The following is a 25,965-nucleotide window of genomic DNA, read 5'->3' on the forward strand; positions in this document are numbered from 1 at the left end:
GTGTTATGTAAATTGGCGATTTTGCATTGTAGTATAAATTTCTTCAATTTGCTTAACAATAGAATTGTTAACATCAATTCCCGCGATTTGACAAAAAGCGTGTTTAACACCTTTTTCAGTAATGAGTTTTGCCAGTTCAACCGCTTGCTCATCATCGCTATTACGATAGTTGAGAGCAGCAGCAATACCGATTAGTAAGTTAGTATTTTTCACTTGATACTCAAAGGTACCGAGCAATGGCTTAATTAAACGATCGCCAGCGCCTAATTTACGTATTGGCTGACGTCCAACACGTGAAGTATCATCATGTAAATACGGGTTTTCAAAGCGGTTTAAGATTTTTTCGATATAAGCCATGTGTTTTTGTTCATCAAAATTGTAACGTTTGATAAGAACTAAACCACTTTCTTCCATGGCTCCACGAACAATTAAACGAATTTTTTCATTTAAAATTGCATCTCGAATGGTGCCAATACCATGATAGAAACCTAAATAAGCCGTAATTGCATGACCTGTATTTAAGGTAAATAGTTTTCGCTCAACAAAAGCCATTAAATTGTCAACGGGCTGCATACCTGCAATGGTTGGAATCGGCCCCACAAATTGCGTTTCATCAACAATCCATTCTGAAAAAGTCTCGACAGTGACTTCTAGAATATCACCTGTTTTTGATGTTGCAGGCGGTACAATGCGATCCACCGCTGAATCGACAAAACCGATATGGGCGTTTGTCCATTGATGCAGTTCTTCTGGTAGTGATTTGAAGATTTCTTGTTTAAATTGGCTTGTACCACGAACCATATTTTCACAAGCAATAATATTCAGTGGTTTGGTGTTGCCTTGTTGATGTCTTGCCATAATTCCTTGCGCAACACTTGAAGCAATGCGCGCTAAAATTTGCGGACCCACGGCGGTAGTAATTAAATCAACTTTGGCAATATAATCGATCACTTCACTAGAGGTGCTGTTAATACCATCGACATTTTTGACTATTTCGGTGGTGGATTGTTCGCCAACAACATTGACAGGGTATTGATGACGCTGGGTAATTGCATCAATGATTTGTTGATTGACATCGGCAAATGTGACCTGTATGCCGGCATCTGATAGTAATTTTCCAATAAAACCTCGTCCAATGTTACCTGCGCCAAAATGTAATGCTTGCATTATAATAATCCTTAATTAAATTTAATTTTAAAAGTGGTAATGGTTTCCCACTTGTTAAGTGGGAACGATAATTGTGATATTAACTTAAAATAGCAAGAACCTCTTCAATACTTGTTGTGTTAACAAGTTTGGTAATAATAGCTTGATCATCAAGGGCATTAGTGAGTTTTGCAATGACATCAAGGTGTTCATTATTACGTGCAGCAATACCTATTACAATTTTCGCTTGGTCGTCGTCGTCTTCACCAAATTGAACACCTGCTGGGTATTGGCAAAATACGATGCCGGTTTTAATAACATCGTTTTTTGATTCAATAGTACCATGTGGAACGGCAATCGATTCTCCTAAATAAGTAGACGTTAATTTTTCACGTGCTAACATTGCTTGAATGTAGGCAGGGGTAACATAACCATTATCGACCAATTTTTGCCCAGCAAAACGAATGGCTTCTTCTTTGTTTTTAGCGGTTAGCCCTAAAAAAATATTTTGTTCTGATAATTTAAATAGAGGTGCATTATCAGTGGATTGATTGCTGCTAGCTATTGTTTCACTGGCTAAACTACTCGCTTGAGAACTTAAAAGATCCGCAACCAGCTGGCTATATAATTGGCTGTCTAAAAAGTTGGTTAATGAAATATGATGTGCGTTTGGCGCATGTTGTTTGGCGCGATCGGTTAAGTCTTTATGCGTGATAACTATGTCAACATCATTGGGCAGATTGTTAATTGCTAAATTAGTGACCAAGATATCGAGATCGGCATCTTGTACTTTTTTGCGTAACACACCCGCTCCCATAGCGCTAGAGCCCATTCCCGCATCACAAGCTACAATGATTTTTTTCACTTTAGCCAGATCAAGCATACCATTTGTAATACCTTTTGCTTCGTTTTTCATTGCAGAAATATTCGATTTTGCCTCTTCAAGACTTTTGTCTGTCTCTTTGGTTGTTTTTAATAAAATCGCAGAAACGATAAAAGTAACCATGGTTGCAGCAATGACAGAAAAAATTACGCCAAGCATGGATGATTTTGGTGTGACAGCAAGAACGGCGATAATTGATCCGGGTGATGCGGGTGAACTTAATCCAGCACCCAATAATGTTAAAGTAAATACGCCTGTCATTCCACCTAAAATCACCGCAATAATAAGACGTGGATTCATTAATACATAGGGGAAGTAAATTTCATGGATCCCACCAAAGAAGTGTATGATTGCGGCGCCACTGGCTGAACTTTTTGCCGATCCTTTACCAAAGAACATATAAGCGAGTAATAAACCTAAACCAGGACCAGGGTTGGCTTCGATTAAAAAGAAAATAGATTGAGAATGTTCAGCCGCTTGTTGAATACCTAATGGTGAGAATATACCGTGGTTAATGGCATTATTTAAGAAGAGAATCTTAGCGGGTTCAATAATGATCGACGTTAAAGGTAATAAATTATGCTCAACTAAGAAATTAACGGCAATAGTTAATTTACCGGATGCAATAACGACAGCAGGACCAATTGCGAAAAAAGCAAGCAGTGCTAGCAGCATACCGATAATACCCGCTGAGAAATTATTGACTAACATTTCAAAACCGCTTTTGATTTTACCGTCTACGCCTTTATCAAATTGCTTTATTACCCAGCCAGCAAGTGGGCCGACGATCATGGCTCCTAAAAACATGGGAATATCTGAACCAACAATGACGCCCATAGTTGTGATTGCACCAACCACTGCACCTCGTTCACCGTGAACTAATTTACCGCCTGTATAGCCAATCAATAGTGGTAACAGGTAGGTAATCATCGGTCCAACTAGCTTGGCAATAGTTTCATTGGGGTACCAGCCTGTTGGAATAAAAATCGCAGTAATAAATCCCCAAGCAATAAACGCACCGATATTTGGCATGACCATATTACTTAAGAATCGCCCAAAATTTTGGACTTTCAATTTGATGTTTGAGGTTGTCATAATATTCATCTTTCCTTATTGATTGGTATAATCATTATGCAGTTATTGTAGAGGGATTTCGTTATTCGATTCATCAAAAAAAATTGATAAGTGTGATGAATATCACATTGCTAAAGCTATTCCATTTTTTATTTTTGTGATTAAGATCACATTTACTTGGTATAAAAAGCATAGTTTTAAGTCCAATAGACTAAAACGCAGGTTTTCCTGAAAATTTTTTATAAAAGTAAGTGATCTTTGCCAAACTTGTTAACAAAGTCTTGCGCCATGATAAAAAATCACTGAAAAACTTATTACATTAAACATTTTAGTGTTCGTTGATGTTATGTGAGAACTTTAGTTTTGATGACGATATCAAAACCATACCGTCAGTCCTCACATTTAATGTAGTGGAATTTACTCCACGGTAACCGATTTAGCTAAATTTCTTGGTTGATCAACGTCGGTACCTTTAATTAATGCAACATGATAAGCGAGTAGTTGTGTGGGAACAGTGTAATAGATTGGTGCAGTAAGTTCTTCAATATGGGGTAGGTTAATGATGTGCATGGTGTCATCACTGACAAAGCCGGCATCTTGCTCAGCAAAGACATACAGTTGACCGCCACGTGCTCGCACTTCTTCGATATTGGATTTTAGTTTTTCTAGCATTTCGTTGGTGGGTGCCATCACAATCACTGGCATGTCAGCATCAATTAATGCAAGAGGACCATGTTTGAGTTCACCTGCTGCATAAGCTTCGGCGTGAATGTAAGAGATTTCTTTGAGTTTTAACGAGGCTTCTATGGCAATTGGATATTCATCACCTCGACCCAAGAATAGCGCATGATGTTTATCAACAAATTGCTCTGCTAATTTTTTAATTTGAGGTTCAGACATAAGCACTTGTTCAATGCGGTTTGGCAAGGTTTGTAAGGCGTGGACAATCTCTTGCTCGGTGCTTTGTGCCATATTATTTAAACGCCCTATTTTTGCAACTAGTAGCAATAAAACCGTTAATTGTGTGGTAAAGGCTTTAGTTGATGCAACACCAATTTCAACCCCTGCTTTGGTTAATAAAACGAAATCGGCTTCACGTACGAGTGTTGAGGCAGCCACATTACAGATGGCAAGGGTGCTTAGGTAATTATTTTCTTTGGCTAATCGCAAGGCCGCAAGTGTATCTGCGGTTTCGCCGGATTGTGAAAGGGTAATAAACAGACTGTTTTTGCGACGGGCGGGTTTGCGGTAACGAAATTCTGAGGCAATTTCAACATCACAAGGAATTCCAGCTAAAGCTTCAAACCAATAACGTGCAACCATACCGGCATTATAAGCGGTGCCACAGGCAACAATTTGCACATGCTCAACCTGTTTAAGGATGGCTTTGGCTTCATCACCAAGTTCGGACAAATCAACTTTACCATGCGCCAGACGATCTTTAAGGGTATTTTTAATCGCATTAGGTTGTTCGTAGATCTCTTTTTGCATATAGTGGCTATAGCCTGCTTTGCTACCCGCATCATATTTTGCATCAGATTCTATACATGGCCTTGTTACTTCATGATGATTTTTGTCTAAGATTGTCACCGTGCGGTGTGTGATAAGTGCGATATCACCTTCTTCCAAATAGATAAATTGGCGGGTAACAGGTAATAGCGCTAATTGATCGGATGCGATAAAGTTCTCGCCTATGCCACAACCAATAACTAAAGGACTGCCGGAGCGCGTTGCAACGAGTATATCTGGGTTGCGCGTGTCCATAATGACTGTGCCATAAGCGCCTCGTAATTGCGGGATAGCTTTTTGTACGGCGTCAACTAAGGTACAATCTTCGGTTGATATAATGTCATGAATTAAGTGGGCAATAACCTCGGTATCGGTTTCTGAACGGAATGGGTAGCCTTTGGCGATCAGCTTTTCACGTAATGATTCAAAATTTTCAATAATTCCATTATGTACGACAGCAATAAAGCCAGATACATGTGGGTGGGCGTTATGTTCAACTGGTTCACCATGGGTTGCCCATCGAGTATGCGCAATGCCGGTGGTTCCTTGTAGTGGATGTTTTGCAATGGCATCTTTTAGTGCTTGCACTTTGCCAACACGGCGAACGCGTTGCAGTTCGCCGTCTGGTGAAATAATTGCCAGTCCTGCTGAGTCATAACCACGATATTCTAATCGTTTTAGGCCTTCTAATAATATTTCAGCAACTTCACGTTTGGCGATAGCCCCCACTATTCCACACATAGTTTATTCCTCGTTAGTTAACTTTGTAGGTCGTTTCCAACCAGCAAGTTGTTTTTGTTTGACTCGACTTACCACCAATTCGCTAGCATTTACATTATTGGTAACCGTTGTGCCTGCTGCAATGGTTGCGCCTTTACCCACTTTTACTGGTGCAATCAATTGTGTGTCAGAACCGACAAACACATCATCTTCAATAATAGTTTTAAATTTATTGGCACCATCATAATTACAAGTGATAGTGCCTGCACCAATGTTGACGTTACTACCAATTTCGCTATCGCCAAGGTAGCTTAAGTGCCCAGCTTTGGTGGCTTTGCCCAGATGCGCTTTTTTTAATTCAACAAAATTGCCGACATGGGCTTGTTCGTCAAGTCGTGAGCCAGGTCGTAGGCGGGCGAAAGGTCCGATAGTACACTGTTTAGCGATAGTTGAATCTTCAATAATGCTATACGGGCTGATGTTTGAGTTATCATCAATCGTGCAATTTTTTAAGATACAGCCCGCACCAATAAATACGTTATTACCTAGTGTGACATTGCCTTCAATAATGACATTACAATCAATAGTGACATCTTTACCGTGCGAGAGTGTGCCACGTAAGTCAAAGCGATTTGGATCAAGCAGTGTCACACCAGCGAGTAATAAGTGTTGAGCTTGTTGATATTGATATTGCCGTTCTAATGTTGCCAATTGTTGGCGATTATTGACGCCTTCAACTTCAAATGGTTGTACTGGGTGCGAGGTTAATATGTCATAACCATCTTGGTGCGCAAAAGCAATAATGTCGGTTAAGTAAAACTCTTGTTGCGCATTATTGTTGGTTAAACGAGATAACCAATTTTTCAATAATTTACCAGTAACGAGCATGATACCCGTATTAACTTCATTGATTTTTTGTTGCTCTGGTGTGGCATCTTTTTGTTCCACAATGGAAACGACTTTGCCATTGTGGCGTTCAATGCGTCCATATCCAGTTGGGTTATCAAGTATTACCGTCAATAATGCGATGCCTTGTTTTGGTTTGCTAGCAATTAAAGTTTGCAGCGTTTGAACCGATATAAGAGGCGTGTCGCCATATAAAATTAAGATATCTTCATCATCTTGAATATAAGGGATAGCTTGTTGAACAGCATGGCCTGTGCCGAGTTGTTCAGCTTGATAAACCAGTTGCACATGTTGATTTTTAAGTACATCTTCAAGCTGTGCTTTGCCATGGCCATAAACAATATTGATGCGATTAGTATTAAGTTGTTGAACTGTATCAATAACATGTTGTAACATCGGTTTTTTGCCGATTTTATGTAAAACTTTAGGTAGGTTGGAATACATCCGTGTGCCTTTTCCTGCCGCCAAAATAATAGCACTCAGTTTTGGAGGTGAAATTACCATAATCAGTTCCAGTCTGGTTAAATTAGCCTAATACTATAATCAAAGTTTTGAATGAAATCACCACCAATCTTTTAATTTTTATCATAAAAAAAGTAATATTGATATTTACCAATGGGTTTAACAAAAAAGGAGGCCATGTTATGAATTCCGTGATGAAAATTTTATTACTCTATACCACACACGAAAAACAAACACTTAAGATTATGCAACGCATAAAAACACGACTTAATGGTCGATGTGATTGTGATGTTATTGAACTGTTACCTGATACTAAAATCGATCTGACACAATACCAAGCAGCCTTATTGGGAAGTTCGATTCGTTATGGATTTTATAGCAAAGTGATGAAAGCATTTATCGATAATAATTATCAGCAATTAAATAAGATGAAATCTGGATTTTTTGGAGTAAATTTGGTGGCGAGAAAACCCAATAAAAATACGCCAGAAACGAATTTATATACCAAAAAATTTTTAGCTAAAATAGCATGGAAGCCAACCATTACTGCGGTTTTTGCCGGTGCGCTGTATTATCCACAATATAATTGGTTTGATCGCAATATGATCCGTTTGATTATGTGGTTAGGAAAGGGCGATACTGATGTGACAAAGCCGATGATTGAATATACGGATTGGACAAAGGTAGATAAGTTTGCTGATCAGTTTTATACTTAAACGCATAGTTTCCTGAAACTTTTTCACAAACAAATCGATATTTTTCTAAACTTATCAAGTTTTCAAGTTCTTTTAAATAAACTTTGTGATATAGATCAACATTTCGGCTAAAAAGGTGTACAATATCGCGCTTATAGAATCTGTCTCCTAATTGGAATTTTAATTGTGATTGAAAATTTAAGAAATATTGCCATTATTGCCCACGTTGACCATGGTAAAACGACCTTGGTTGACAAGTTATTAAAACAGTCAGGTACGCTAGATAATCTACGTGGTGATGATAACGAGCGTATTATGGACTCTAATGCGCTTGAAAAAGAGCGTGGTATTACCATTTTAGCTAAAAATACTGCTATTGATTGGAATGGTTACCGAATTAATATCGTTGATACCCCAGGACATGCGGATTTTGGTGGTGAAGTTGAACGTGTTATGTCGATGGTTGATTCTGTGTTATTGCTTGTTGATGCAATGGATGGACCAATGCCACAAACACGTTTTGTAACGCAAAAAGCGTTTGCTTATGGTTTAAAACCTATTGTAGTTATCAATAAAGTCGATCGTCCAGGCGCACGCCCTGATTGGGTTGTCGATCAAGTGTTTGATCTGTTTGTTAATTTAGGGGCTACTGATGAACAGTTAGATTTCCCTATCGTTTATGCTTCAGCATTAATGGGGATCGCCGGTTTAGATCATGAAAATATGGCTGAAGATATGACGCCATTATTTGAAGCGATTGTTAAATATGTTGAGCCTCCAAAGGTTGATTTAGACGGTCCATTCCAAATGCAAATTTCTCAACTTGATTATAATAATTATGTTGGTGTTATTGGTATTGGCCGTATTAAACGTGGTCGCGTTAAACCAAATCAACAAGTAACCATCGTTGATAGTGAAGGTAATAAACGGACAGGCAAAGTAGGGCAAGTTCTTGGCCATTTAGGACTACAACGCTATGAAGCTGAAGTTGCCGAAGCTGGCGATATTATTGCATTAACGGGTCTTGGTGAACTCGGTATCTCCGATACAATTTGTGATAATAGCTGCGTTGAAGCATTACCTGCGTTAACCGTTGATGAACCGACTGTAACCATGTTCTTTAATGTAAATAGCTCACCATTTGCGGGTAAAGAAGGTAAATATGTCACTTCTCGCCAAATTCTTGAGCGTTTAAATAAAGAGCTTGTCCATAATGTTGCTCTTCGTGTCGAAGAAACGCCAGATCCCGATGCCTTTAGAGTCTCTGGTCGTGGTGAACTGCATTTGTCAGTACTCATCGAAAATATGCGCCGTGAAGGTTATGAGCTAGGCGTTTCTCGTCCTAAAGTTATCTTTAGAGAAATTGATGGTAAAAAACAAGAGCCATTCGAACAAGTTACGCTTGATATTGAAGAACAACATCAAGGTTCTGTGATGGAAGCACTTGGTTTACGTAAAGGTGACTTAACAAACATGCTACCAGATGGTAAAGGTCGCGTACGTTTAGATTATGTCATTCCAAGCCGTGGGCTTATTGGTTTTAGAACTGAATTTATGACTATGACCTCAGGTACTGGTTTGCTTTATTCTACCTTTAGTCATTATGATGATGTTCGCCCAGGCGAAATTGGTCAACGTAATAATGGCGTAATGATTTCAAACGGTACAGGTAAAGCATTGGCTTATGCACTATATGGCTTGCAAGACCGTGGTAAATTATTCCTAGGGCATGGTGCTGAAGTTTATGAAGGTCAAATTATTGGTATTCATACTCGCTCAAACGATTTAACGGTTAACTGTCTAACCGGTAAAAAATTAACCAATATGCGAGCATCAGGTACCGATGAAGCAACAACACTTTCACCACCAATCAAAATGTCATTAGAACAAGCATTAGAGTTTATTGATGATGATGAATTAGTGGAAGTGACGCCATTATCTATCCGTTTACGTAAACGTCATTTAACCGAAAATGATCGTAAACGTGCGTTTAGAAGTGGTAATAAAGACTAATTAGTATTAGTGCTATCGTAATACGAAAACCTCGCTATTTAGCGAGGTCAGATTGATGACAGACCTCGATATAATTCGGGGTTTATTTTTTTATTTAAACCATAAATAGGCTTTTTAATTTGGATTTTATTAAATAAATTAAAAAATAGACTAAAAAAACGTAACAAAAATAGCTTTATCGCTATTTTCTTGATATTTTGAGCCGTTGCGGCCAATAAACACTGCATTTGAACCTACGCTCTATCGTTTCTTTTCGCCGAGCATAGACTTTTTTACCCCACTGACTTAAACGAATCTCGTTGGCTTTCTCTTTATCTGCTTCCCAGATATGCCGTGTGATGACTTTCTGTGTATTTTTACTCTGTGTACACTGTGACAATAACGAACAGATTTTGCAGGTTGTTGCATCAGAATGATAATGACGATAACCTTCCCTGCTGGTAGTTTTATATATTAATGTTTGCCCGTTGGGCAAGTATAAGTATCGTTTTGACCGTTATAGATAAACTGCTTTTTTTCTGATGGGATTCGCACCATGGGTGGGGCGGCGATAACCCAACACCGGATATATCTGCTCTGCCAGCAGTAAATGGCAAATGGGAGCCGTAAAATAACCCGCATCAAGACCGACACCAACCGGATTAAAGCCAAACCGCTCTAGCTGGCGTTTTAATCGAGCCATATAAGGCTGGGAATCATGGATATTTCCGGCAGTGACATAGGTATCGGTAATTAAATTATGTTTGCCATCAACCGTTCGGTGATCTAAGTAGAAGAATCCTTTAGGCTTGCCTTCCCGATGCATAAAGCCACTGTCCGGATCTGTTGTACTGACTTTAACCTCCTTGTATTTCTCTACCGTCGATGGCTTTAAGGCTTTTTTCCGTTTAATTCTCTTTCTGCGTTGATGGCTTGATTAAGCGCATCAATATATTGACTGGGCTCAACAATACGCTGCTCATTACGTGCTTTGCCTTTATTGGCATTTGCTTTTAGGTGAGTACTGTCCGTATATAAAACCCGACCACTTATCAACCTTGGCTGAGTGTTGAGGCGTCAATCACTTTTTCGGTTAATCCCATTCCCAGAAACCAGCGGTAAGCTAAATTGACCTGAATTTCCTGAACCAGACGACGTTCACTGGGGATACCGAAAAGATACCCCAATAGCATGATTTTAAACAGTCTGACCGGATCTTCTGCCGGACGACCGTTATTAGGGCAATAAAGTGGTGCTACCGCTTCTCGAATAAATTCAAAATCAATGACTTTAGCTATTTTACGAACAAGATGATTTTGGGGGACAAGCGCATCTAGTGAGATTTGCTCTACTTTTTCGGGTGTCGCTGGAGTTGGTTTTTTTAGCATAGAAGAACTTCTCTTATAATGGACTTCTCTCTATTAGATCAAAGAACTCGCCAAAAAGCGAGTTCTTTGTCATCAATCTGACCTCGCTATTTAGCGAGGTTTTTTTTGGCTTTTACTCTAGCAATGGCATCGGCTATCGACTTTTTACGATCGGTTGTTGTGCTGATCTTGTTTGTCGTCGGCATGGTGTGTGGAAACAAAATTGTTGGTGGCACTAACTGATTATGGCCTAATCGCTGTTGCTTTTTCTGAGTTAGCGCTAACTCTTCTGATTCACTCAATACACTGCCTAACGTGCTTAATGTAATACAGTCTGTTGGACAGGTATTGATACAATTACTACACGAGGTACATAACTGTGGCAGTATTGTGTGCAACACTTGCTTGCTGCCGACAATAGCATCGGTTGGGCAAACACGGATGCATTTGCCACAGCCAATACAGCTTTCTTCATCAATAAATGCTTTGTATTCTTGTTTAGTTTGCATAATCACTTCTTGCATTAACTTAAACCTACAATATTACCATCTTTGTCAATATCAATTTGTCTATAAGCTGGGTTGGTGCCTAACCCCGGCATGGTCATTACATTACCAGCATAAACACGAATAAAACCAGCACCTGCAGATATCGCTAAATGACTGATATCAACAACAAAATCAGTAGGGACATTTTTTAGATTGGCATCAGCACTAATTGACATGGGGGTTTTAGCAATACAAAGAGGCAAATGATCGAGTTTTAATGCTTCGATCTCTTTGATATTTTCCAGTGCTTGTGCTGATAAATTAGCTTTATTGGCACCGTATTTTTTTACCATAGTTTGGATTTTATCAGCAAGTGACATGTTGTCAGGATAAGGTAATTTGATCTCACTTGGCATATCACATGCTTTGATAACATGCTCAGCCAGTTTTTCAGCACCTTTACCGCCTTGAGTGAAAACTTCACTCACTTCACAAGCAAATGCCCCATGTTCAACTGCATATTTTTGTAAAAAGGCTAGTTCTTCTTCACTATCGTGTGGAAAGCGATTGATGGCAACAATCACTTGTAGCCCATAACTTTTGGCATTGTTGATATGCCATGCCAAATTAGCCGCACCCATTTCAAGTAGCTCCACATTAGATTCTGAGATTTCTTTTGGAATTGCTTGTCCTGGTTTGATATTATACTTTCCGCTGTTAGATTTTAAGCTACGAACCGTTGCAACAAGCACCACACATGAGGCTTTTATTCCTGCTTGGCGATATTTAATATTAAAGAATTTTTCCATGCCCATATCTGAGCCAAAACCAGCTTCAGTTACGACATAATCGGCAAGTTGCAAAGCAATGCGATCGGCAATGACAGAGGAGTTGCCATGGGCAATATTGGCGAAAGGTCCCGCATGAATAAGTACCGGCGTATTTTCAACTGTTTGCATCAGGTTTGGATTAATCGCATTTTTAAGTAATACTGTCATGGCGCCCGCAACTTCAAGTTGTTCTGCGGTAATTGCTTCGCCTTGAGTATTATAAGCTAAAATAATACGCCCAATGCGCGCACGCATATCGTGTAAATCTGAGGCTAATGCTAAAATTGCCATAAGTTCTGATGCTGCGGTTATCTCAAAGCCATCTTGACGTGTAATGCCATTAACGCCACCACCGACACCAACAGTAATTTTACGAAGTGCACGATCATTATGATCCATCACCCGTTTCCACACAATACGATTTACATCGATATTGAGACGCGGCAAGCCCGTTTGTGCGGTAAATTCATCGCCCAAGCGTTCTTCATGATAAAGGCGCGAATCTAATGCGGCTGATGCCAAATCATGAGCTGCGGTGATTGCGTGAATATCACCCGTTAAATGCAGATTTAAAGTTTCCATAGGTAATACTTCGGCTTGACCACCGCCAGCAGCACCACCTTTAACGCCAAATACAGGTCCTAAACTTGGTTGACGAATACAAGCAATTGCCGATTTACCAATGTAATTTAGTCCCTCACTTAGCCCGATTGTATTCACCGTTTTACCCTCACCAAGTGGAGTTGGCGTAATAGCGGTAACTAATACCAATTTGCCGTTAGGTTTGTTTTGGTTGGCTTTAAGAATGGATAGATCGATTTTTGCCACGTGTTTGCCATAAGGCAGGACAAATTCTTCTGGGATGTTGCATTGTTTAGCGATTTCAGTAATTGGGCGTAAAGGCATATTCGTTCTCATCTAACAATAAATTGGACTATCAGTATAAATAATTTAAATAGCCGAATAAAGCGACAATTTTATCTTTATTGATTTTCGGCACAAGTCACAATTATCTTGTTATAATAACTAAATACATTCAATAAAAGGAAATAGTTAAATGAATTGGTTTTCTGAGTATTCACTTTTTTTAGCTGAAACAGCAACAGTTGTTATTGCAATTTTAGCGATACTTATTTTTATATTAAGCCAACGCCGTAAGTCAGCAACGGTGGCAGGGCGTTTATCAGTCAAAGACATTAGTCAAGAATATGAGCAAGTTAAAGATGATATGTTAATGTCAAGTATGGACGAACTAGAAGCTAAGCTGTTTATGAAAGATCTAAAAAAACAGAAAAAACTTGAAAAGAAACAGGCAAAATTAGCGGCTAAACAAAAAAAGAAACAAGTTAAAAAGCAAGAAAACTCTAACGAACAGTCAACGCTAGATAATACAACGCAGCCAGCAGAAAGTAATACAGACCAGCAAGCAAAACCAAAATTGTTTGTACTGTCTTTCAACGGCAGTATGGATGCGCATGAAGTTGAAGAATTACGTCAAGAAATTACCGCTGTATTGGCTGTTATTAAACCAGAAGATAAAGTTGTGGTTAAGCTTGAAAGCCCTGGCGGGGTAGTTCATGGTTATGGGCTTGCAGCATCACAGCTGTTACGGTTTAGACAGCGTGATATTCCTTTTACTGCGGTTGTTGATAAAGTCGCGGCCAGTGGTGGGTATATGATGGCATGTACTGCTAACAAAATTGTGGCAGCGCCATTTGCCATTGTGGGTTCTATTGGTGTGGTTGCACAAATTCCTAATTTTAATCGCTTACTTAAAAAACATGATGTGGATATTGAGTTACAAACAGCAGGTGCGTATAAACGTACGTTAACCATGTTTGGAGAAAACACTGAAGAAGGTCGCCAAAAATTCAAACAGGAATTAGAAGAAACTCATCTTTTATTTAAAGATTTTGTTAAAGAGTATCGTCCAAACGTGGATATCGAACAAGTTGCCACTGGCGAGCATTGGTTTGCAACGCAAGCCAAAGATAAAGGCTTAGTTGACGAAATTAGCACTAGTGATGACTTTATTTTATCTCACTTAAAAACACATAAAATTATCGCTGTTAGTTATCAACGCCGACAAAAATTATCAGAAAGAATTTCGAAAAACGCCGTAAAGAGTGTCGAAAAATTATTTTTTAGACAAGGAAATGGGCTGTAATAGCCCTTTTTTAATATAAGTTACGTAAAGGCTTATATTGACACCTCAGTTTTTGTTAAAAAATCATCAATTATTCAAATGTATATGTTTTTTAATGAATACAAATATTCAACATATATTATTTTCTAACGATAGCATTAATTGTTAAAACTGAATATCTATTAATCTAATTGCGATTTAATATACACCTATATTCATACAAATTGATGGATATGGCTCCATTCTATTACATATCTTTTTCTATTCACAAATCATTATGCTTGAGGACAATTATTATGTTTCAATGGCTTTCAAACTGGATTTTAGATGGACTTAAACACTCTCCCGAAATTTTATTATTTTTATCGTTGAGTTTAGGTTATTTGATTGGTGGCATTCGGATGGGTAAATTCCAACTTGGTGGTGTCGCTGGTTCGTTACTCGTTGCCGTTGCGTTAAGTGTTTTTGGTGTGACTATTGACGCCGGCGTTAAAGCAATTCTTTTTGCATTATTTATTTATGCAGTAGGTTATGAAAGTGGTCCTCAGTTTTTCCGCTCTCTGGGCGTTAAAACATTACGTGAAATCTTTTTAGCATTATTTATTGCGGCGGCAAGTTTTGTGACTGTTATAGTGTTAGCCAAAATATTTAATTTGGATAAAGGGCTTGCCGCAGGATTAGCTGCGGGGGGATTAACGCAATCCGCTATTATGGGTACGGCTTCTGATGCTTTAAGTCAACTCGGTTTAAGCGCAGAAGAGTTAAGCAAAATGCAAGCAAATGTCACCATTGGCTATGCGGTAACTTATATATTTGGTTCACTAGGTGCCATTATTGTATGCGTCAATATTTTGCCAAAAATCATGGGTAAAGATATTGCCGATGATGCAATTAAGGCGCAGGCTGAACAGCTTCATGGTTCACTCTTGTTGGGTGCTAATCAAAATTTAGCTTTATCAGATATTAGTGGTCGTTTATACCGTATTACCAATAAGATCAGTCAAACGGTTGCGCATGTTGAACAAACGGTTAATGGCATCAGTATTGAACGTATCAAGCGTGGTAATAACATTATTGAAGCAACGCCTGAAACAGTATTAAAATCGAAAGATATCATTCTGGTTGTTGGTCACCGTGATGCAATGATTGAGGCGCATGATCTACTTGGTACCGAAGTTAATTCAGCATCAGGTATGGATGTTGTGATGAACAAGTTAGATGTTGAAATGCGAAACAACAAGTATGTGGGACACAATTTTACACAAGTGCTCGCTTCTGATGAAGTCATGAAATTAAAACATGGTATCTATCTTGTGGCTATTCATCGTGATGGTCAACCTTTGTCTCTTAATAATGATATTTATTTAAAACTGGGCGATGTAATTACCATTTATGGTGCTGACAGTGATCTTCGTCGAGTTGTTGATAAAATCGGTGCCCCAATTACTAAAAGTGAAAAAACTGACTGGATATTTCATGGGTTAGGACTTGTTATTGGGCTTATTATTGGTTTAATTGTGATTCGTGTTAGCAATATTCCTATTACATTAGGCGCAGGTGGTGGTGCACTTTTATCTGGCTTATTATTTGGTTGGTATCGTTCTCTTCATCAAACTATCGGTAATATTCCAATTGGCGCTGTGCAACTGTTAAAAGACTTTGGCTTGGCAGGTTTTGTAGCGGTTGTGGGGCTCAGTTCTGGTCTTCAAGCAATTAATACTATTAAAGAACAAGGTTTATCCCTATTTTTAATTGGGGTTGTTGTGACCTTATTACCCATGTTGCTTGCCATCTATTTTGGTAAATATGTGCTTGGCTATAAAAATGCAGCAGTGTTTGCCGGTGCGTTAGCTGGATCGCGTAGTGCTAATCCCGCCTTTGGTGAAGTGCTCAATAAAGCTGGTAATTCAACACCAACTAACTCTTTTGCTATTACTTATGCTTTAGCTAATGTGTTCCTAACTTTATTAGGACCATTGGTTGTTGCTTTTGTTTAATTGATATATCAAATTAAGGATACAAATGTATGAAAAATAACACACAATATAGCCAATATGCTAATTTAAGTCCTTTTGAGTTAAAAGATAACTTAATTAAACTGGCACAAAGTCATACTGATCGCGTAATGTTAAATGCAGGAAGAGGTAATCCCAACTTTCTTGCCACTTGGCCTCGACAAGCTTTTTTTCAACTAGGTGTGTTTGCAACCCAAGAATCCGAAATGTCATTTTCATATTTAAATGAAGGTGTTGGCGGCATGCCAATCAAAGCCGGATTAACAGGCCGCTTTGAACATTTTATTTGTCAAAACTATAACACTCCGGGAGTCGCTTTTTTAGGTAAGGCTTTTTCTTATATTCGTGACCAACTAGGATTGGACGAAAATGCCTTTTTACAAGAGATGGTAGAAGGTATTTTGGGATGCAATTACCCCGTACCTGACAGAATGTTACATTTTAGTGAAGATGTGGTTAAAGCCTATATTTTACAACAAATGGGCGCTCAATATCTGGATCGTGATAATATTGATTTATTTGCCGTTGAAGGTGGTACAGCCGCCATGGCTTATATTTTTAATTCAATGAAAGAAAACGGTTTAATCCAAAAAGGCGACAAAATTGCCATTGGTGCGCCGATATTCACACCTTATCTAGAAATTCCCGAATTGAACGACTATCAACTAGTTGAAGTGTTAATCAATGCTGATCCTAATGCAAATTGGCAGTACCCTGAGTCAGAATTGCGTAAATTAGAAGATCCAGCAATTAAAGCCTTTTTCGTTGTTAACCCATCTAACCCGCCATCAGTTAAAATTGATGATAAAAGTCTAAAAATTATTGCTGATATCGTTCAAAAACGTCCTGAATTGATTATTTTGACCGATGATGTTTATGGTACATTTGCCGATGACTTCCAATCTTTATTTGCGATATGTCCAAAAAATACCATTTTAGTTTATTCATTTTCGAAATATTTTGGTGCGACTGGTTGGCGTTTAGGTGTTATTGCCACAGCACGCGATAATGTCATTGACAAAACGATTAAAGCGTTACCAAGTAAAACCAAACAGATCTTAAATAAACGCTATAGCTCAATTGTTACTGATCCAGAAAATCTAAAATTTATTGATCGATTAGTGGCTGATAGCCGTGCGGTTGCACTAAACCATACTGCGGGTCTTTCAACACCACAACAAGTACAAATGGTTTTATTTGCATTATGCGAAATGATAGATAGCGATCAAAGTTATAAAACCGCTTTAAAATCACTAATCCGACGCCGTGCAGCATCACTTTATCAACATTTAGGTCTTAAACATCAAACGGATGAAAATAGTGTAGATTACTATACGCTAGTGGATCTTGAACATATTTGTCGAGAATTATATGACGATAAATTTGCTAAATGGATTCTAAAAAATAAAAATCCATCTGAAATGTTATTCAGAATTGCTGATGAAGCGGGCGTTGTATTATTACCAGGTAAAGGATTTGCTGTACAGCATCCTTCTGCTCGCGCCTCGTTAGCAAATTTAAATGAATATCAATATGCGGCAATCGGTTTATCAATGCGCAAATTAGCAGAAGAATATTATGATGAGTATAAAGCAAAAAACAAATAGCTAATTAGTTTGACTAATAAACTTACCCCAAAAACCCTAGTTATCTAGGGTTTTTATTATCCAATAAAAATAGCCCCAATCTAATCACTTATTATCAAAAACAAACAAATTTTCTTACAAAATCGTTCAGAAAAGCTTTTTAATTTATTATATTTTTTTTGTTTTGTTGCTTTTAAGGAAATGAAGTCGTTTACTAGAAAAAGAATCGTTGAACCAAGTGAGGAAATAACTCGGTCAACGATTTTGATGAGTCACGCATTTTTTGAATTTTAGTAGCAACAACAACTTAGCAAATTTTTTACTATTTCTGTAAACTAATTTGTTGCTAATATTGAATCCTGCTTGTTTTAAATTATAAATACGCGCACTTGGATTTAGTGTTTTTTTAGTTTTTAAGGGATTTATGTGCACCTCAAATTAGCTAAAAAAGATTGGCTTATATTTTGCTCAATTCTTTTTTGTTTAACTCTTTCCCCAATTGTCATATTTGTCCTTATTAAATCTCAACAGTTATAACTGTATTAAATAACAGTTTTTACTGTTTGTCAATTACAGATTTATCTGTATTATTTTTTTAACACAATGGAGACTTTTAAAATGAATAATCTTGGTCAACGAATCCGAGCCAGACGAGAAGAATTAAACTTAACGCAGGAACAAGTAGCCTCGCAAGTTGGAATAAAACAACAATCTTATCAAGCGATTGAAAGTGGAGATGTAAAAAAACCTCGCTATTTATATGAAATATCTGTTGCTCTTAAATGCGATATGGCATGGCTATTAAGCGGGAAAGAGAAAGAAGTAAAAAATATAGAACCCATAAATCTAAAGGCTCGCCAAGTGCCTTTAATTAGTTTTGTTCAAGCTGGAGTCTGGACAGAATCTTGTGAATTAAGGGATTCAACAGGGTTTGAATACATTATGACATCATTGGAATTATCAGATAAAGCGTTTGCACTAAAAATAAAAGGCGATTCAATGGAGCCAGAATTTAAAGAGGGCGATGTTGTCATTATTGATCCTGCGATTAAACCAATACCCGGTGAATTTGTAGTCGCTATGAATGGCGAATCAGAAGCCACTTTTAAAAAATACCGAGAGTTGGGATATGATGAGCATGAAAGAATGCAATTTGAGCTTATTCCTCTTAATCCTGATTACACAACAATGAGCACCTTAAATCAACAAATCAGAATTGTTGGTACAATGGTCGAGCATAGGATATTTAGACGAAAGAGATAATAATTACAACTTATTAGCATAATAAAATTATTACCACTTACTTCTGAGAGAGTTTTATTTGAATATGTAAATTCAATTATAGATGATAACGAATTAACATATAAGGACACTGAATCATATTTTAGTGTACTTTATCACAATAAATCAAATAGGTGGGTGGTTAGATACTACGATAATAAACAACGCCCATCAATTCAACTGCCAATTGAGCTAACCGACAAGATAAAAAATGAGGTTAAGAGAGCCGAATTAGAAATAGGTGCTGGAGATCAAATTATTATTGATAAACCAGAAAATGTGTTAAGAATATCGGGACTAATTCTTGATGCATATGAATACACAAAAAATGATGAAATTTTCAAAAGAAAATAAATATTTCTTTTAATTTATATTTTAAAGCCCATATTGGGCTTTTTTATACCCCAATTCAAAATTTTAAATCCACGATTTATGATTAAAAAACACCCAATTAAATTAATTGTAGTTAAAGATACAGTTTTTGCTGTTTACTTTTAACAGTTTTAGCTGTATTATCTTCGCATCAAAACAAATCAACTTAACAAAACAATTAAGCAATACCACGAGTTACTTAATTAGTTAAGCGAGATTCAAGTAGCTAGCTGGAGCATATGAAAGTACAGCGGTTTTGATAGCAATCACAGCAGTACGCATCGGGTGAGCGACTTAATCACTCCTAGCCTCGGACAGAGATCGACTAGCCATCAAGTTCTTTAATAAAGAGATTGCTATTTAAGTTCAAACCAAAGCGCATTCATAGAGTGCGCTTGAGTTTGAAATTAACAATCAGCGAGGACTTCAAATAAATTACCAAATAGAGTTAAGAGATTAGATAAAAAAGAATTCGCTGATATTCCACTAGTTGATTGTAATGTTAAGGTTGACGATCGGGGGATTTTTACAAATGGTTTCGGATTTAAATTTGAGTGCACCGTGATCGGTTTTTCAAAATGTGAGCTTTTTTAATTTAGTAAATTTATTTATACCGCCGAGTGAGATAATTCAGTTGATTCCTATTGGATGACAAAACACTCTGATAGCTTAAAAAATATTTAGTTACTGGTGAGGTTAGTTATGCAGTTACATAGTGTAGTCGCAAATGCACATGAAAGAGCATATTGCGAAATGATGAGCAATATCGAAATGAGAGATGACAAAGAAGCGGCAATTGACGCGCTGTCAACTAAACTTTATGACGAGCTCAGCGATGATGATTATCTAGAAATTGAAGAAAGAATAAGGATGGCATTGGGCTGGGAAAACATCAATCCTGATTCAGTTCAAACCGCTTTAAGAGCTATATGTTATGTAGAAGCGGAATATCGTTTTAACGAAAAAAATAAACGATCATTTTATTAAGTTAACGAAAGTTAACGATTTCTGACAATTCGAAAAGATGATCGCGTAGTATATCCATTTACTCTCTTCTGAGGGCTGTTTTTGAGACGATTATGACTAATAAAAATTTTGTGAATATGAAAGCTACAGACAGATTTGACAATGAATATAAACTAACAGGTTGTGAAATCAAGTTTGCATTATTATGTACTTTTCTTTTGTCATCCGGTTGTCTATTTGGAGTGTTTTATTGGATGTTTGAAAACGGTACGAAGTGAATTATGTAGGCTGGATAGATTGTTTGAAAATCGAGCTGATAAGCTAATGAAGAATCTCAGTCATGGGAAATGACTAGCAGATAATAGAAAAATTGTAGTAGCTGAAATTTAATATGACAGATACTAATTATTCATCGGATTTCATTTTGGCAAAATATGTACCCGATGAGTAAAATAAGTTCTCCAATTCATTTTCATAGAATTACTTAAATGCTTGACTGTGTAAACATATAAAAGATGGGATTTCTAAGAATAAAATTAAGCTTTAGATAAAGTTTCTATCTAACAACAGAAATGTGAATACAATAAGCTGATAGGAAAATTAAGGGTAGTGATAACAAGATCATTATATTCACAATGTAATTAATTTTAGCCGACGAAATTCGGTTTTTTATACCAAAATTTTGAGTCATTCACTCAACATCGAATCGACAGCAATGCTAGACACACACATAACTACATAATAGCTAGTACGCTGTCACATCATTAACTCATATGAAGAATAATAACATGTATAAATCATCAATCATGGAATGGTTGCAATCGAATGCGCCATTAATTTATGGCGTCATTCTATCCATCATCATAGCCTACGGTCGTTTAACATATGATGGGGTAGGTGGACGTCGTAAATGGATCGAAGCATTATTGTGTGGTGCGTTATCATTAGCCGCTAGCAGTGGACTAGATTATTTTGGTTTGCCCGTTAGCATAAATCCATTTATTGGTGGCGCAATTGGATTTTTAGGTGTTGATAAATTACGTCAAATATCAAATTCAATGTTAAGAAAAAAGGGGGATAACAACGATGACTAAGCTAACTGAACATTTTACGCTAGAAGAGTTTACACGCTCGACGACAGCGGACAGATTAAAAATAGATAATCGTGTGCCAGATAATTTGATGGCTAATGTGCAATTAACAGCTATCAAGTTGGAGCTAGTAAGAAAAGCTTTAGGTAAGCCAATTATTATCACGTCTGGATATCGCTGTCCTGCGCTAAATGCTAAAGTTGGCGGTGTAGCAACAAGCGCTCACACAAAGGGATTAGCGGTAGACTTTAAATCGTCATTCGGTACGCCTAAAGAGATTTGTCAGCAGTTGGTTGATGCTGGGGTGCAGTTCGATAAATTAATTCAAGAGCATAATCAATGGGTGCACATTGGTTTTAGTCCGACACATAATCGCCAAATAGTGTTAACAGCAGCCAAGCAGGGCGGTAAAACGGTTTATTTGAGTGGTTTAAAATGAATAAAACATACACGGCAATAGCGATTATTTTTACATTTATGATTTATGTTATTGTTAATTTGTGTAAAGACAAAGAAGCAATTCAAAAAACAAACGATGAATTGCTCGGAAAAATCGAACAGTTAAATCAGAACATCGCTAAAAACAATCAAATCATAGCAGATAATGAGCAAAGCAAACGCGAGCTAGAAAACCAATCACTAGAACGTCAGGAGCGAATCAATGAGCAACTTAAAAATAATCATTGTGCTAATGAACGTATTCCCAGTTCTGTTGTTGACCGCCTGTACAACAGAGCGAAAAGTTTACGTCAATCGACCTATACCAGCAAATTTGCTCAGTGACTGTCTGCCAAATTTACCACCGAAATCAATGACATTCAGTGATAGTCTCAAATACAATGAGCATTTGTTAAATGTTATCGAGAAGTGTAATAGTGATAAACAAGCAATAAAGAAGATAAAATAAAGAAATCTGTGACAGCCCCACAAGGAATGAACAAAGAGGGACGTGATAATAAATATAATTAAACAGATAGTGAAATAGTATTGCAAGCTATATTCCATCAAGTTAAATAATTCTAAAACAATGTAACAATCCGCTTAATTGCGGTTTTTTTGTGCTCATTTTCTGTGAAGTTCCACAAACTAAATTCATTTTTTAATAAATCATAATGCCAACACACGGCAATTAATCAATAACAAGAGATCATTTAAGAATGGGGTTTAGAGGGAACCTGATGGTTATCATGATGTTATTTCTATTGAACAGATTCTTGATATGACTCAAATTCAGTTCTAATAGAGAAAACCATGAATTTAATAAATTTGATTTCAACGATCATCAGGTTTGTTTCGATAGTGACGGTTGGATGCCAGGTGGAAATCTAACGAAATGCAAGAATGTATTGCCATGTTCATGGAATATTTAAATACTTCCAAACGGTAGGAATTAATAAAAAATAGTCGAGGTAAATTTGGTGAAATATGGTTTCACCCGAAATTAGCAGTTAACTTTGTTATATGGATATCAGCTAGTTTTGTAGTTTGGTGTAATTTACAAATCGATAAATTAATTTGATCGCAAAAAGTTACAGACACAGATGAGCAGGTATTAGCAATTCTAACCCATAATCAATCTTAAACTTGGGAAAAGTGATTCCAGCAAAATGGCGCAGGTTTTGTGCCAAAACCAGAACTTAACGGCTATGAATTGTCGCGTAGGCTTACGATTTTAGTCAGAGATAGCTATAGGTATATTGATGGGGCAGTTAAATTTAAAAACGGCATAATTTAGAAACTCGATGCGAGCAAAGCTTTTATCGAACTAACACAATAGTAGATATTTCTTATGATAGGAGAGGTTAAAAATATGACATGTAAAAATAAAACAATTGATAGTAATGTAGCGGGGCTGTATATCGCAAATGAAGATTGTCTCAAGATTTTGCCTGACAATCCAGTTTGGCATGGTATAGAAGTTAATAGCTATAGCGATTTAGGCGGATCTACAACTTTATTACAACGAGAAACTATTAATCCATCACGGCAGAATCAAAAGGGTAAAATTGTTGATCTTGATGCTAACGCAGGCTTTTCGTTAGATTTCACAAAAAATATTCTAACTTGGTTAATGCAAGGCTTTATGTTTGCCGATGCTAGAGAAAAGTTCACCACTAAACCACTAGATGGTATCCAAAATAAGATAATGAGCATTGACAGTGATGGTTATAATTTGGAAACACCTTGTGTTAATCCACCAATTAAAGGTATGTTGATTTTTGCTTCTGGCTTTGATAAACATAAAAACAATGGAATTAAAGTTATTAAAAGTGCAACAGCTAGTAAAATCATTGTTAATGGCGGTTTGGCTGAAAATACTTTAGTCAATGACAATGCAAAACTAACTGCGGTTGGTTTTAAATTCCAAGCAGGGGAATGTTCAATAGTAGCCAATGGTGGTGGATTCCCGTCATTAGTCACAACAAAAACAAAAGTGACAAGCTTAAATTTAACACTGGGTGAGTGGATTTTTTTAGGTGGTGATACCAGTAATTCATCATTTAAAAAGAATAAAGGATGGGCTCGTATAACAGCTATTTCTGATTATTCGTTAACTTTTGATGATACTGATTTTACTCCAATCGATGAAAACAATAATAATCTTGAATTGGAACTGTATTTTGGAACAGTTATTAAAAATGAGAGTCGTCAAGATTTAATCAAAAAACGATCTTACTGTATTGAACGTACGCTTGGTGATGATGGTAATGGTTTGCAAGCACAATATGTTACAGGTGCAGTAGCAAATGAAATTAAGTTTAATTTATCGACAGCTCAGTATATTACCTGTGATTTAAGTTATGTTGCTTGTGGTTCATTAACTAAAAAAGGTGGAGAGCGATTGGATGGTGTACGGTTAGTGGCTGATAAAAGTGAAGCGTACAACACAACATCTAATATATATCGCCAAAAATTGAGCGTTATCGATAAAACATCATCAATACCACAGACTTTATTTGCATACGTAACAGACTCAAATTTATCTATTAGTAATGGTGTTACGGGAATTAAAGCGCTAGGTATTTTAGGTAGCTTTGATGTTTCGGTTGGTAACTTTAATGTAACAGGATCACTAACGGCTTTCTTCTCATCAGTTGCCGCTATTGAGGCAATTAAAAATAATGCTGATGTTGGTTTTTCAACTATTTTAGCATCAAATAATGCCGGTGCTATTTTTGATATTCCATTGCTTGCACTTAGTGGTGGAATACCTAACGTTGAAAAAGATCAGAAAATAACTATTCCACTTGAAAAAACAGGGGCAGAAAATAAGCATGGTTATACGATGATGTATCAGTCTTTTGAATATTTACCCGATATAGCAATGCCTGCTGCTAATGATTAATAATTTAACCTAGCCTCATAATTGAGGCTTTTTTATAGGAGAAAAAAATGAGTTTATTTGAACAATTTGAAACTGACAAAACTAAAGAAAAAGATGGTGTACCTATTGAATATGCAGCAAACGCAAATGGAACGATTCCAACATTTTATATTGCAAGGATCGGTGGTGCGAACTCTAAATATTCATTACTGATTAAAAAAATGACGAAACAATATAAACGACAGATCCAAATGGATACACTTCCAGAAGAAAAACTAATTGAAATTTCAATTAAGGCGTTTTCTGAAGGGGCATTACGTGGATGGGATAATATTCAAGATCGAAAAGGAAAAAATATTCCTTTTTCTATTGAAAACGCCTGTAATTTGTTTAAACAGCTTCCCGATTTATTTACTGACTTGATATCACAAGCGAATGATATTGAATTATATAAATCAGTGCAAATAGAGGAAGATATAAAAAACTAATCGCAGTCCTTGAATATCAGCTAGACATGAGTGGTAAGGATAGCGATTTAATCAGAATGGCAAAGCAAATGGGGCATCCCATTCCTGATAAAATAAAAAATAAACCAGTGCTTAATGATGATTTAATTTTTTATTATCAATCTTTTCTTGATTTAGATACAACGCGTACTCACAATATGTCGCCTACAGCAATATCATGGTTATCAATTATTGAGTATGCGCGTTTTTATCAACTTGATGATGAAGAGACGCACGATCTAATTCAAATTATTCGAGCAATGGATCAAGTTAACCTAAAACATGTCGAGAAAGCCTTCAAGGACAAAAAATGAAACGGACTGAAATTTCATAATCTGTCAATAGATAGATCAAAGTTCGCACTCACAACAAAGTAATAAAAGCATCATTGGCTGTAGTTGAAGACCTACCAGATATTACGCAAATTAAGGAACCGCATGTGATAACTGGTTGGTCAGCGTCTATAAATAGCCAGATTATTGAATTAAATAATGCTTTTTATCAGATGACAAGCGGATAATTAAAAAAACCATTCGCAAAATGGTGATTGTTAACTCAGCATTAATCGTACTTAAAGTGCGGAAATCTGGCGACACAAATTCTAT

At 36.9% G+C, this 25,965-nt stretch carries 22 protein-coding genes and 1 pseudogene; 16 read left to right on the forward strand and 7 right to left on the reverse strand.

Annotated elements, in window-relative coordinates:
• Positions 1–3: 3 nt before the first annotated feature.
• The 4 genes from A9G24_RS05485 to glmU all read right to left on the reverse strand — a co-directional run bounded on the left by A9G24_RS05485 (position 4) and on the right by glmU (position 6,742).
• Positions 4–1,167, reverse strand: coding sequence for a mannitol-1-phosphate 5-dehydrogenase (locus A9G24_RS05485; RefSeq protein ID WP_065638135.1), 1,164 nt, complete (start codon positions 1,165–1,167; stop codon positions 4–6).
• A 79-nt stretch (positions 1,168–1,246) separates the two neighbouring features.
• A complete protein-coding gene (locus A9G24_RS05490) occupies positions 1,247–3,124 on the reverse strand; it encodes a PTS mannitol transporter subunit IICBA (RefSeq protein WP_065638196.1) in 1,878 nt (625 codons plus the stop codon).
• A gap of 396 nt (positions 3,125–3,520) precedes the next feature.
• Entirely contained in the window at positions 3,521–5,353 is a 1,833-nt protein-coding gene (gene glmS / locus A9G24_RS05495; RefSeq protein ID WP_065638136.1) for a glutamine--fructose-6-phosphate transaminase (isomerizing), read from the reverse strand.
• Between the two features lie 3 nt (positions 5,354–5,356).
• The gene (gene glmU, locus A9G24_RS05500; RefSeq protein WP_065638137.1) at positions 5,357–6,742 is read right to left on the reverse strand and encodes a bifunctional UDP-N-acetylglucosamine diphosphorylase/glucosamine-1-phosphate N-acetyltransferase GlmU; all 1,386 of its coding nucleotides are present in this window, start codon (positions 6,740–6,742) and stop codon (positions 5,357–5,359) included.
• A gap of 140 nt (positions 6,743–6,882) precedes the next feature.
• Between glmU and hemG the strand changes: the two genes are divergently transcribed.
• Together hemG and typA are read left to right on the forward strand one after the other, a co-directional pair.
• Positions 6,883–7,416 (forward strand): menaquinone-dependent protoporphyrinogen IX dehydrogenase, encoded by a 534-nt coding sequence (gene hemG / locus A9G24_RS05505; RefSeq protein WP_218056225.1) that lies wholly within the window; start codon positions 6,883–6,885, stop codon positions 7,414–7,416.
• Between the two features lie 165 nt (positions 7,417–7,581).
• Positions 7,582–9,408, forward strand: a complete 1,827-nt coding sequence (gene typA / locus A9G24_RS05510; protein ID WP_065586006.1) for a ribosome-dependent GTPase TypA — start codon at positions 7,582–7,584, stop codon at positions 9,406–9,408.
• Positions 9,409–9,455: 47 nt separating this feature from the next.
• Here the strand turns inward: typA and A9G24_RS05515 are convergent.
• From A9G24_RS05515 to A9G24_RS05525, 3 genes and pseudogenes are all read right to left on the reverse strand, one after another.
• Positions 9,456–10,775 (reverse strand): annotated as a pseudogene (locus tag A9G24_RS05515) (transposase).
• A gap of 86 nt (positions 10,776–10,861) precedes the next feature.
• Positions 10,862–11,263 (reverse strand): RnfABCDGE type electron transport complex subunit B, encoded by a 402-nt coding sequence (locus A9G24_RS05520; RefSeq protein ID WP_218056226.1) that lies wholly within the window; start codon positions 11,261–11,263, stop codon positions 10,862–10,864.
• Between the two features lie 14 nt (positions 11,264–11,277).
• A complete protein-coding gene (locus tag A9G24_RS05525; protein ID WP_065638139.1) occupies positions 11,278–12,990 on the reverse strand; it encodes a formate--tetrahydrofolate ligase in 1,713 nt (570 codons plus the stop codon).
• Between the two features lie 139 nt (positions 12,991–13,129).
• Between A9G24_RS05525 and sohB the strand changes: the two genes are divergently transcribed.
• The 14 genes from sohB (at position 13,130) to A9G24_RS05585 (ending at position 25,674) form a co-directional block, all read left to right on the forward strand.
• Complete coding sequence (gene sohB / locus A9G24_RS05530; protein ID WP_065638140.1) at positions 13,130–14,239, forward strand: protease SohB; 1,110 nt, start codon at positions 13,130–13,132, stop codon at positions 14,237–14,239.
• A gap of 275 nt (positions 14,240–14,514) precedes the next feature.
• Complete coding sequence (gene aspT / locus A9G24_RS05535; protein ID WP_065638141.1) at positions 14,515–16,215, forward strand: aspartate-alanine antiporter; 1,701 nt, start codon at positions 14,515–14,517, stop codon at positions 16,213–16,215.
• A gap of 29 nt (positions 16,216–16,244) precedes the next feature.
• Positions 16,245–17,840, forward strand: a complete 1,596-nt coding sequence (locus tag A9G24_RS05540; protein ID WP_065638142.1) for a bifunctional aspartate transaminase/aspartate 4-decarboxylase — start codon at positions 16,245–16,247, stop codon at positions 17,838–17,840.
• Positions 17,841–18,437: 597 nt separating this feature from the next.
• Positions 18,438–19,082, forward strand: a complete 645-nt coding sequence (locus tag A9G24_RS05545; RefSeq protein ID WP_065638143.1) for a LexA family protein — start codon at positions 18,438–18,440, stop codon at positions 19,080–19,082.
• 156 nt (positions 19,083–19,238) lie between these two features.
• Positions 19,239–19,454, forward strand: a complete 216-nt coding sequence (locus A9G24_RS05550) for a hypothetical protein (protein WP_065638144.1) — start codon at positions 19,239–19,241, stop codon at positions 19,452–19,454.
• 720 nt (positions 19,455–20,174) lie between these two features.
• Positions 20,175–20,459, forward strand: coding sequence for a hypothetical protein (locus A9G24_RS05555; RefSeq protein WP_065638145.1), 285 nt, complete (start codon positions 20,175–20,177; stop codon positions 20,457–20,459).
• Between the two features lie 767 nt (positions 20,460–21,226).
• On the forward strand, positions 21,227–21,532 hold the full coding sequence (locus A9G24_RS05560; protein WP_218056228.1) for a phage holin, lambda family: 306 nt from the start codon (positions 21,227–21,229) through the stop codon (positions 21,530–21,532).
• A complete protein-coding gene (locus A9G24_RS05565; RefSeq protein ID WP_065638147.1) occupies positions 21,525–21,968 on the forward strand; it encodes a D-Ala-D-Ala carboxypeptidase family metallohydrolase in 444 nt (147 codons plus the stop codon). Before A9G24_RS05560 ends, A9G24_RS05565 begins: the two co-directional genes overlap by 8 nt.
• Complete coding sequence (locus tag A9G24_RS05570; protein ID WP_065638148.1) at positions 21,965–22,312, forward strand: DUF2570 domain-containing protein; 348 nt, start codon at positions 21,965–21,967, stop codon at positions 22,310–22,312. Before A9G24_RS05565 ends, A9G24_RS05570 begins: the two co-directional genes overlap by 4 nt.
• Positions 22,221–22,436 carry an Rz1-like lysis system protein LysC gene (gene lysC / locus A9G24_RS13320; protein WP_442902752.1) on the forward strand — a complete coding sequence of 72 codons (216 nt, stop codon included), beginning with the start codon at positions 22,221–22,223 and terminating at the stop codon, positions 22,434–22,436. The genes A9G24_RS05570 and lysC overlap by 92 nt, the downstream gene beginning before the upstream one ends.
• A 486-nt stretch (positions 22,437–22,922) precedes the next feature.
• The gene (locus tag A9G24_RS13325; RefSeq protein ID WP_081303095.1) at positions 22,923–23,048 is read left to right on the forward strand and encodes a KilA-N domain-containing protein; all 126 of its coding nucleotides are present in this window, start codon (positions 22,923–22,925) and stop codon (positions 23,046–23,048) included.
• 291 nt (positions 23,049–23,339) lie between these two features.
• Positions 23,340–24,875, forward strand: coding sequence for a phage tail tube protein (locus A9G24_RS05575; protein WP_065638149.1), 1,536 nt, complete (start codon positions 23,340–23,342; stop codon positions 24,873–24,875).
• A gap of 47 nt (positions 24,876–24,922) precedes the next feature.
• On the forward strand, positions 24,923–25,342 hold the full coding sequence (locus tag A9G24_RS05580) for a hypothetical protein (RefSeq protein ID WP_065638150.1): 420 nt from the start codon (positions 24,923–24,925) through the stop codon (positions 25,340–25,342).
• A gap of 26 nt (positions 25,343–25,368) precedes the next feature.
• Positions 25,369–25,674, forward strand: a complete 306-nt coding sequence (locus A9G24_RS05585) for a phage tail assembly chaperone (RefSeq protein ID WP_141673079.1) — start codon at positions 25,369–25,371, stop codon at positions 25,672–25,674.
• The last annotated feature ends 291 nt before the right edge of the window (positions 25,675–25,965 follow it).

It is taken from the genome of Gilliamella sp. App6-5, from assembly GCF_001690525.1.
Classification (GTDB): domain Bacteria; phylum Pseudomonadota; class Gammaproteobacteria; order Enterobacterales; family Orbaceae; genus Gilliamella; species Gilliamella apicola_H.

Coding starts and splice junctions, on each gene's coding strand:
- A9G24_RS05485 (WP_065638135.1), bottom strand. CDS start 1,167: ATGCAAGCATTACATTTTGGCGCAGGTAACATTGGACGAGGTTTTATT.
- A9G24_RS05490 (WP_065638196.1), bottom strand. CDS start 3,124: ATGACAACCTCAAACATCAAATTGAAAGTCCAAAATTTTGGGCGATTC.
- glmS (WP_065638136.1), bottom strand. CDS start 5,353: ATGTGTGGAATAGTGGGGGCTATCGCCAAACGTGAAGTTGCTGAAATA.
- glmU (WP_065638137.1), bottom strand. CDS start 6,742: ATGGTAATTTCACCTCCAAAACTGAGTGCTATTATTTTGGCGGCAGGA.
- hemG (WP_218056225.1), top strand. CDS start 6,883: ATGAATTCCGTGATGAAAATTTTATTACTCTATACCACACACGAAAAA.
- A9G24_RS05520 (WP_218056226.1), bottom strand. CDS start 11,263: ATGCAAACTAAACAAGAATACAAAGCATTTATTGATGAAGAAAGCTGT.
- A9G24_RS05525 (WP_065638139.1), bottom strand. CDS start 12,990: ATGAGAACGAATATGCCTTTACGCCCAATTACTGAAATCGCTAAACAA.
- sohB (WP_065638140.1), top strand. CDS start 13,130: ATGAATTGGTTTTCTGAGTATTCACTTTTTTTAGCTGAAACAGCAACA.
- aspT (WP_065638141.1), top strand. CDS start 14,515: ATGTTTCAATGGCTTTCAAACTGGATTTTAGATGGACTTAAACACTCT.
- A9G24_RS05540 (WP_065638142.1), top strand. CDS start 16,245: ATGAAAAATAACACACAATATAGCCAATATGCTAATTTAAGTCCTTTT.
- A9G24_RS05545 (WP_065638143.1), top strand. CDS start 18,438: ATGAATAATCTTGGTCAACGAATCCGAGCCAGACGAGAAGAATTAAAC.
- A9G24_RS05555 (WP_065638145.1), top strand. CDS start 20,175: ATGCAGTTACATAGTGTAGTCGCAAATGCACATGAAAGAGCATATTGC.
- A9G24_RS05560 (WP_218056228.1), top strand. CDS start 21,227: ATGTATAAATCATCAATCATGGAATGGTTGCAATCGAATGCGCCATTA.
- A9G24_RS05565 (WP_065638147.1), top strand. CDS start 21,525: ATGACTAAGCTAACTGAACATTTTACGCTAGAAGAGTTTACACGCTCG.
- A9G24_RS05570 (WP_065638148.1), top strand. CDS start 21,965: ATGAATAAAACATACACGGCAATAGCGATTATTTTTACATTTATGATT.
- lysC (WP_442902752.1), top strand. CDS start 22,221: ATGAACGTATTCCCAGTTCTGTTGTTGACCGCCTGTACAACAGAGCGA.
- A9G24_RS05575 (WP_065638149.1), top strand. CDS start 23,340: ATGACATGTAAAAATAAAACAATTGATAGTAATGTAGCGGGGCTGTAT.
- A9G24_RS05580 (WP_065638150.1), top strand. CDS start 24,923: ATGAGTTTATTTGAACAATTTGAAACTGACAAAACTAAAGAAAAAGAT.
- A9G24_RS05585 (WP_141673079.1), top strand. CDS start 25,369: ATGAGTGGTAAGGATAGCGATTTAATCAGAATGGCAAAGCAAATGGGG.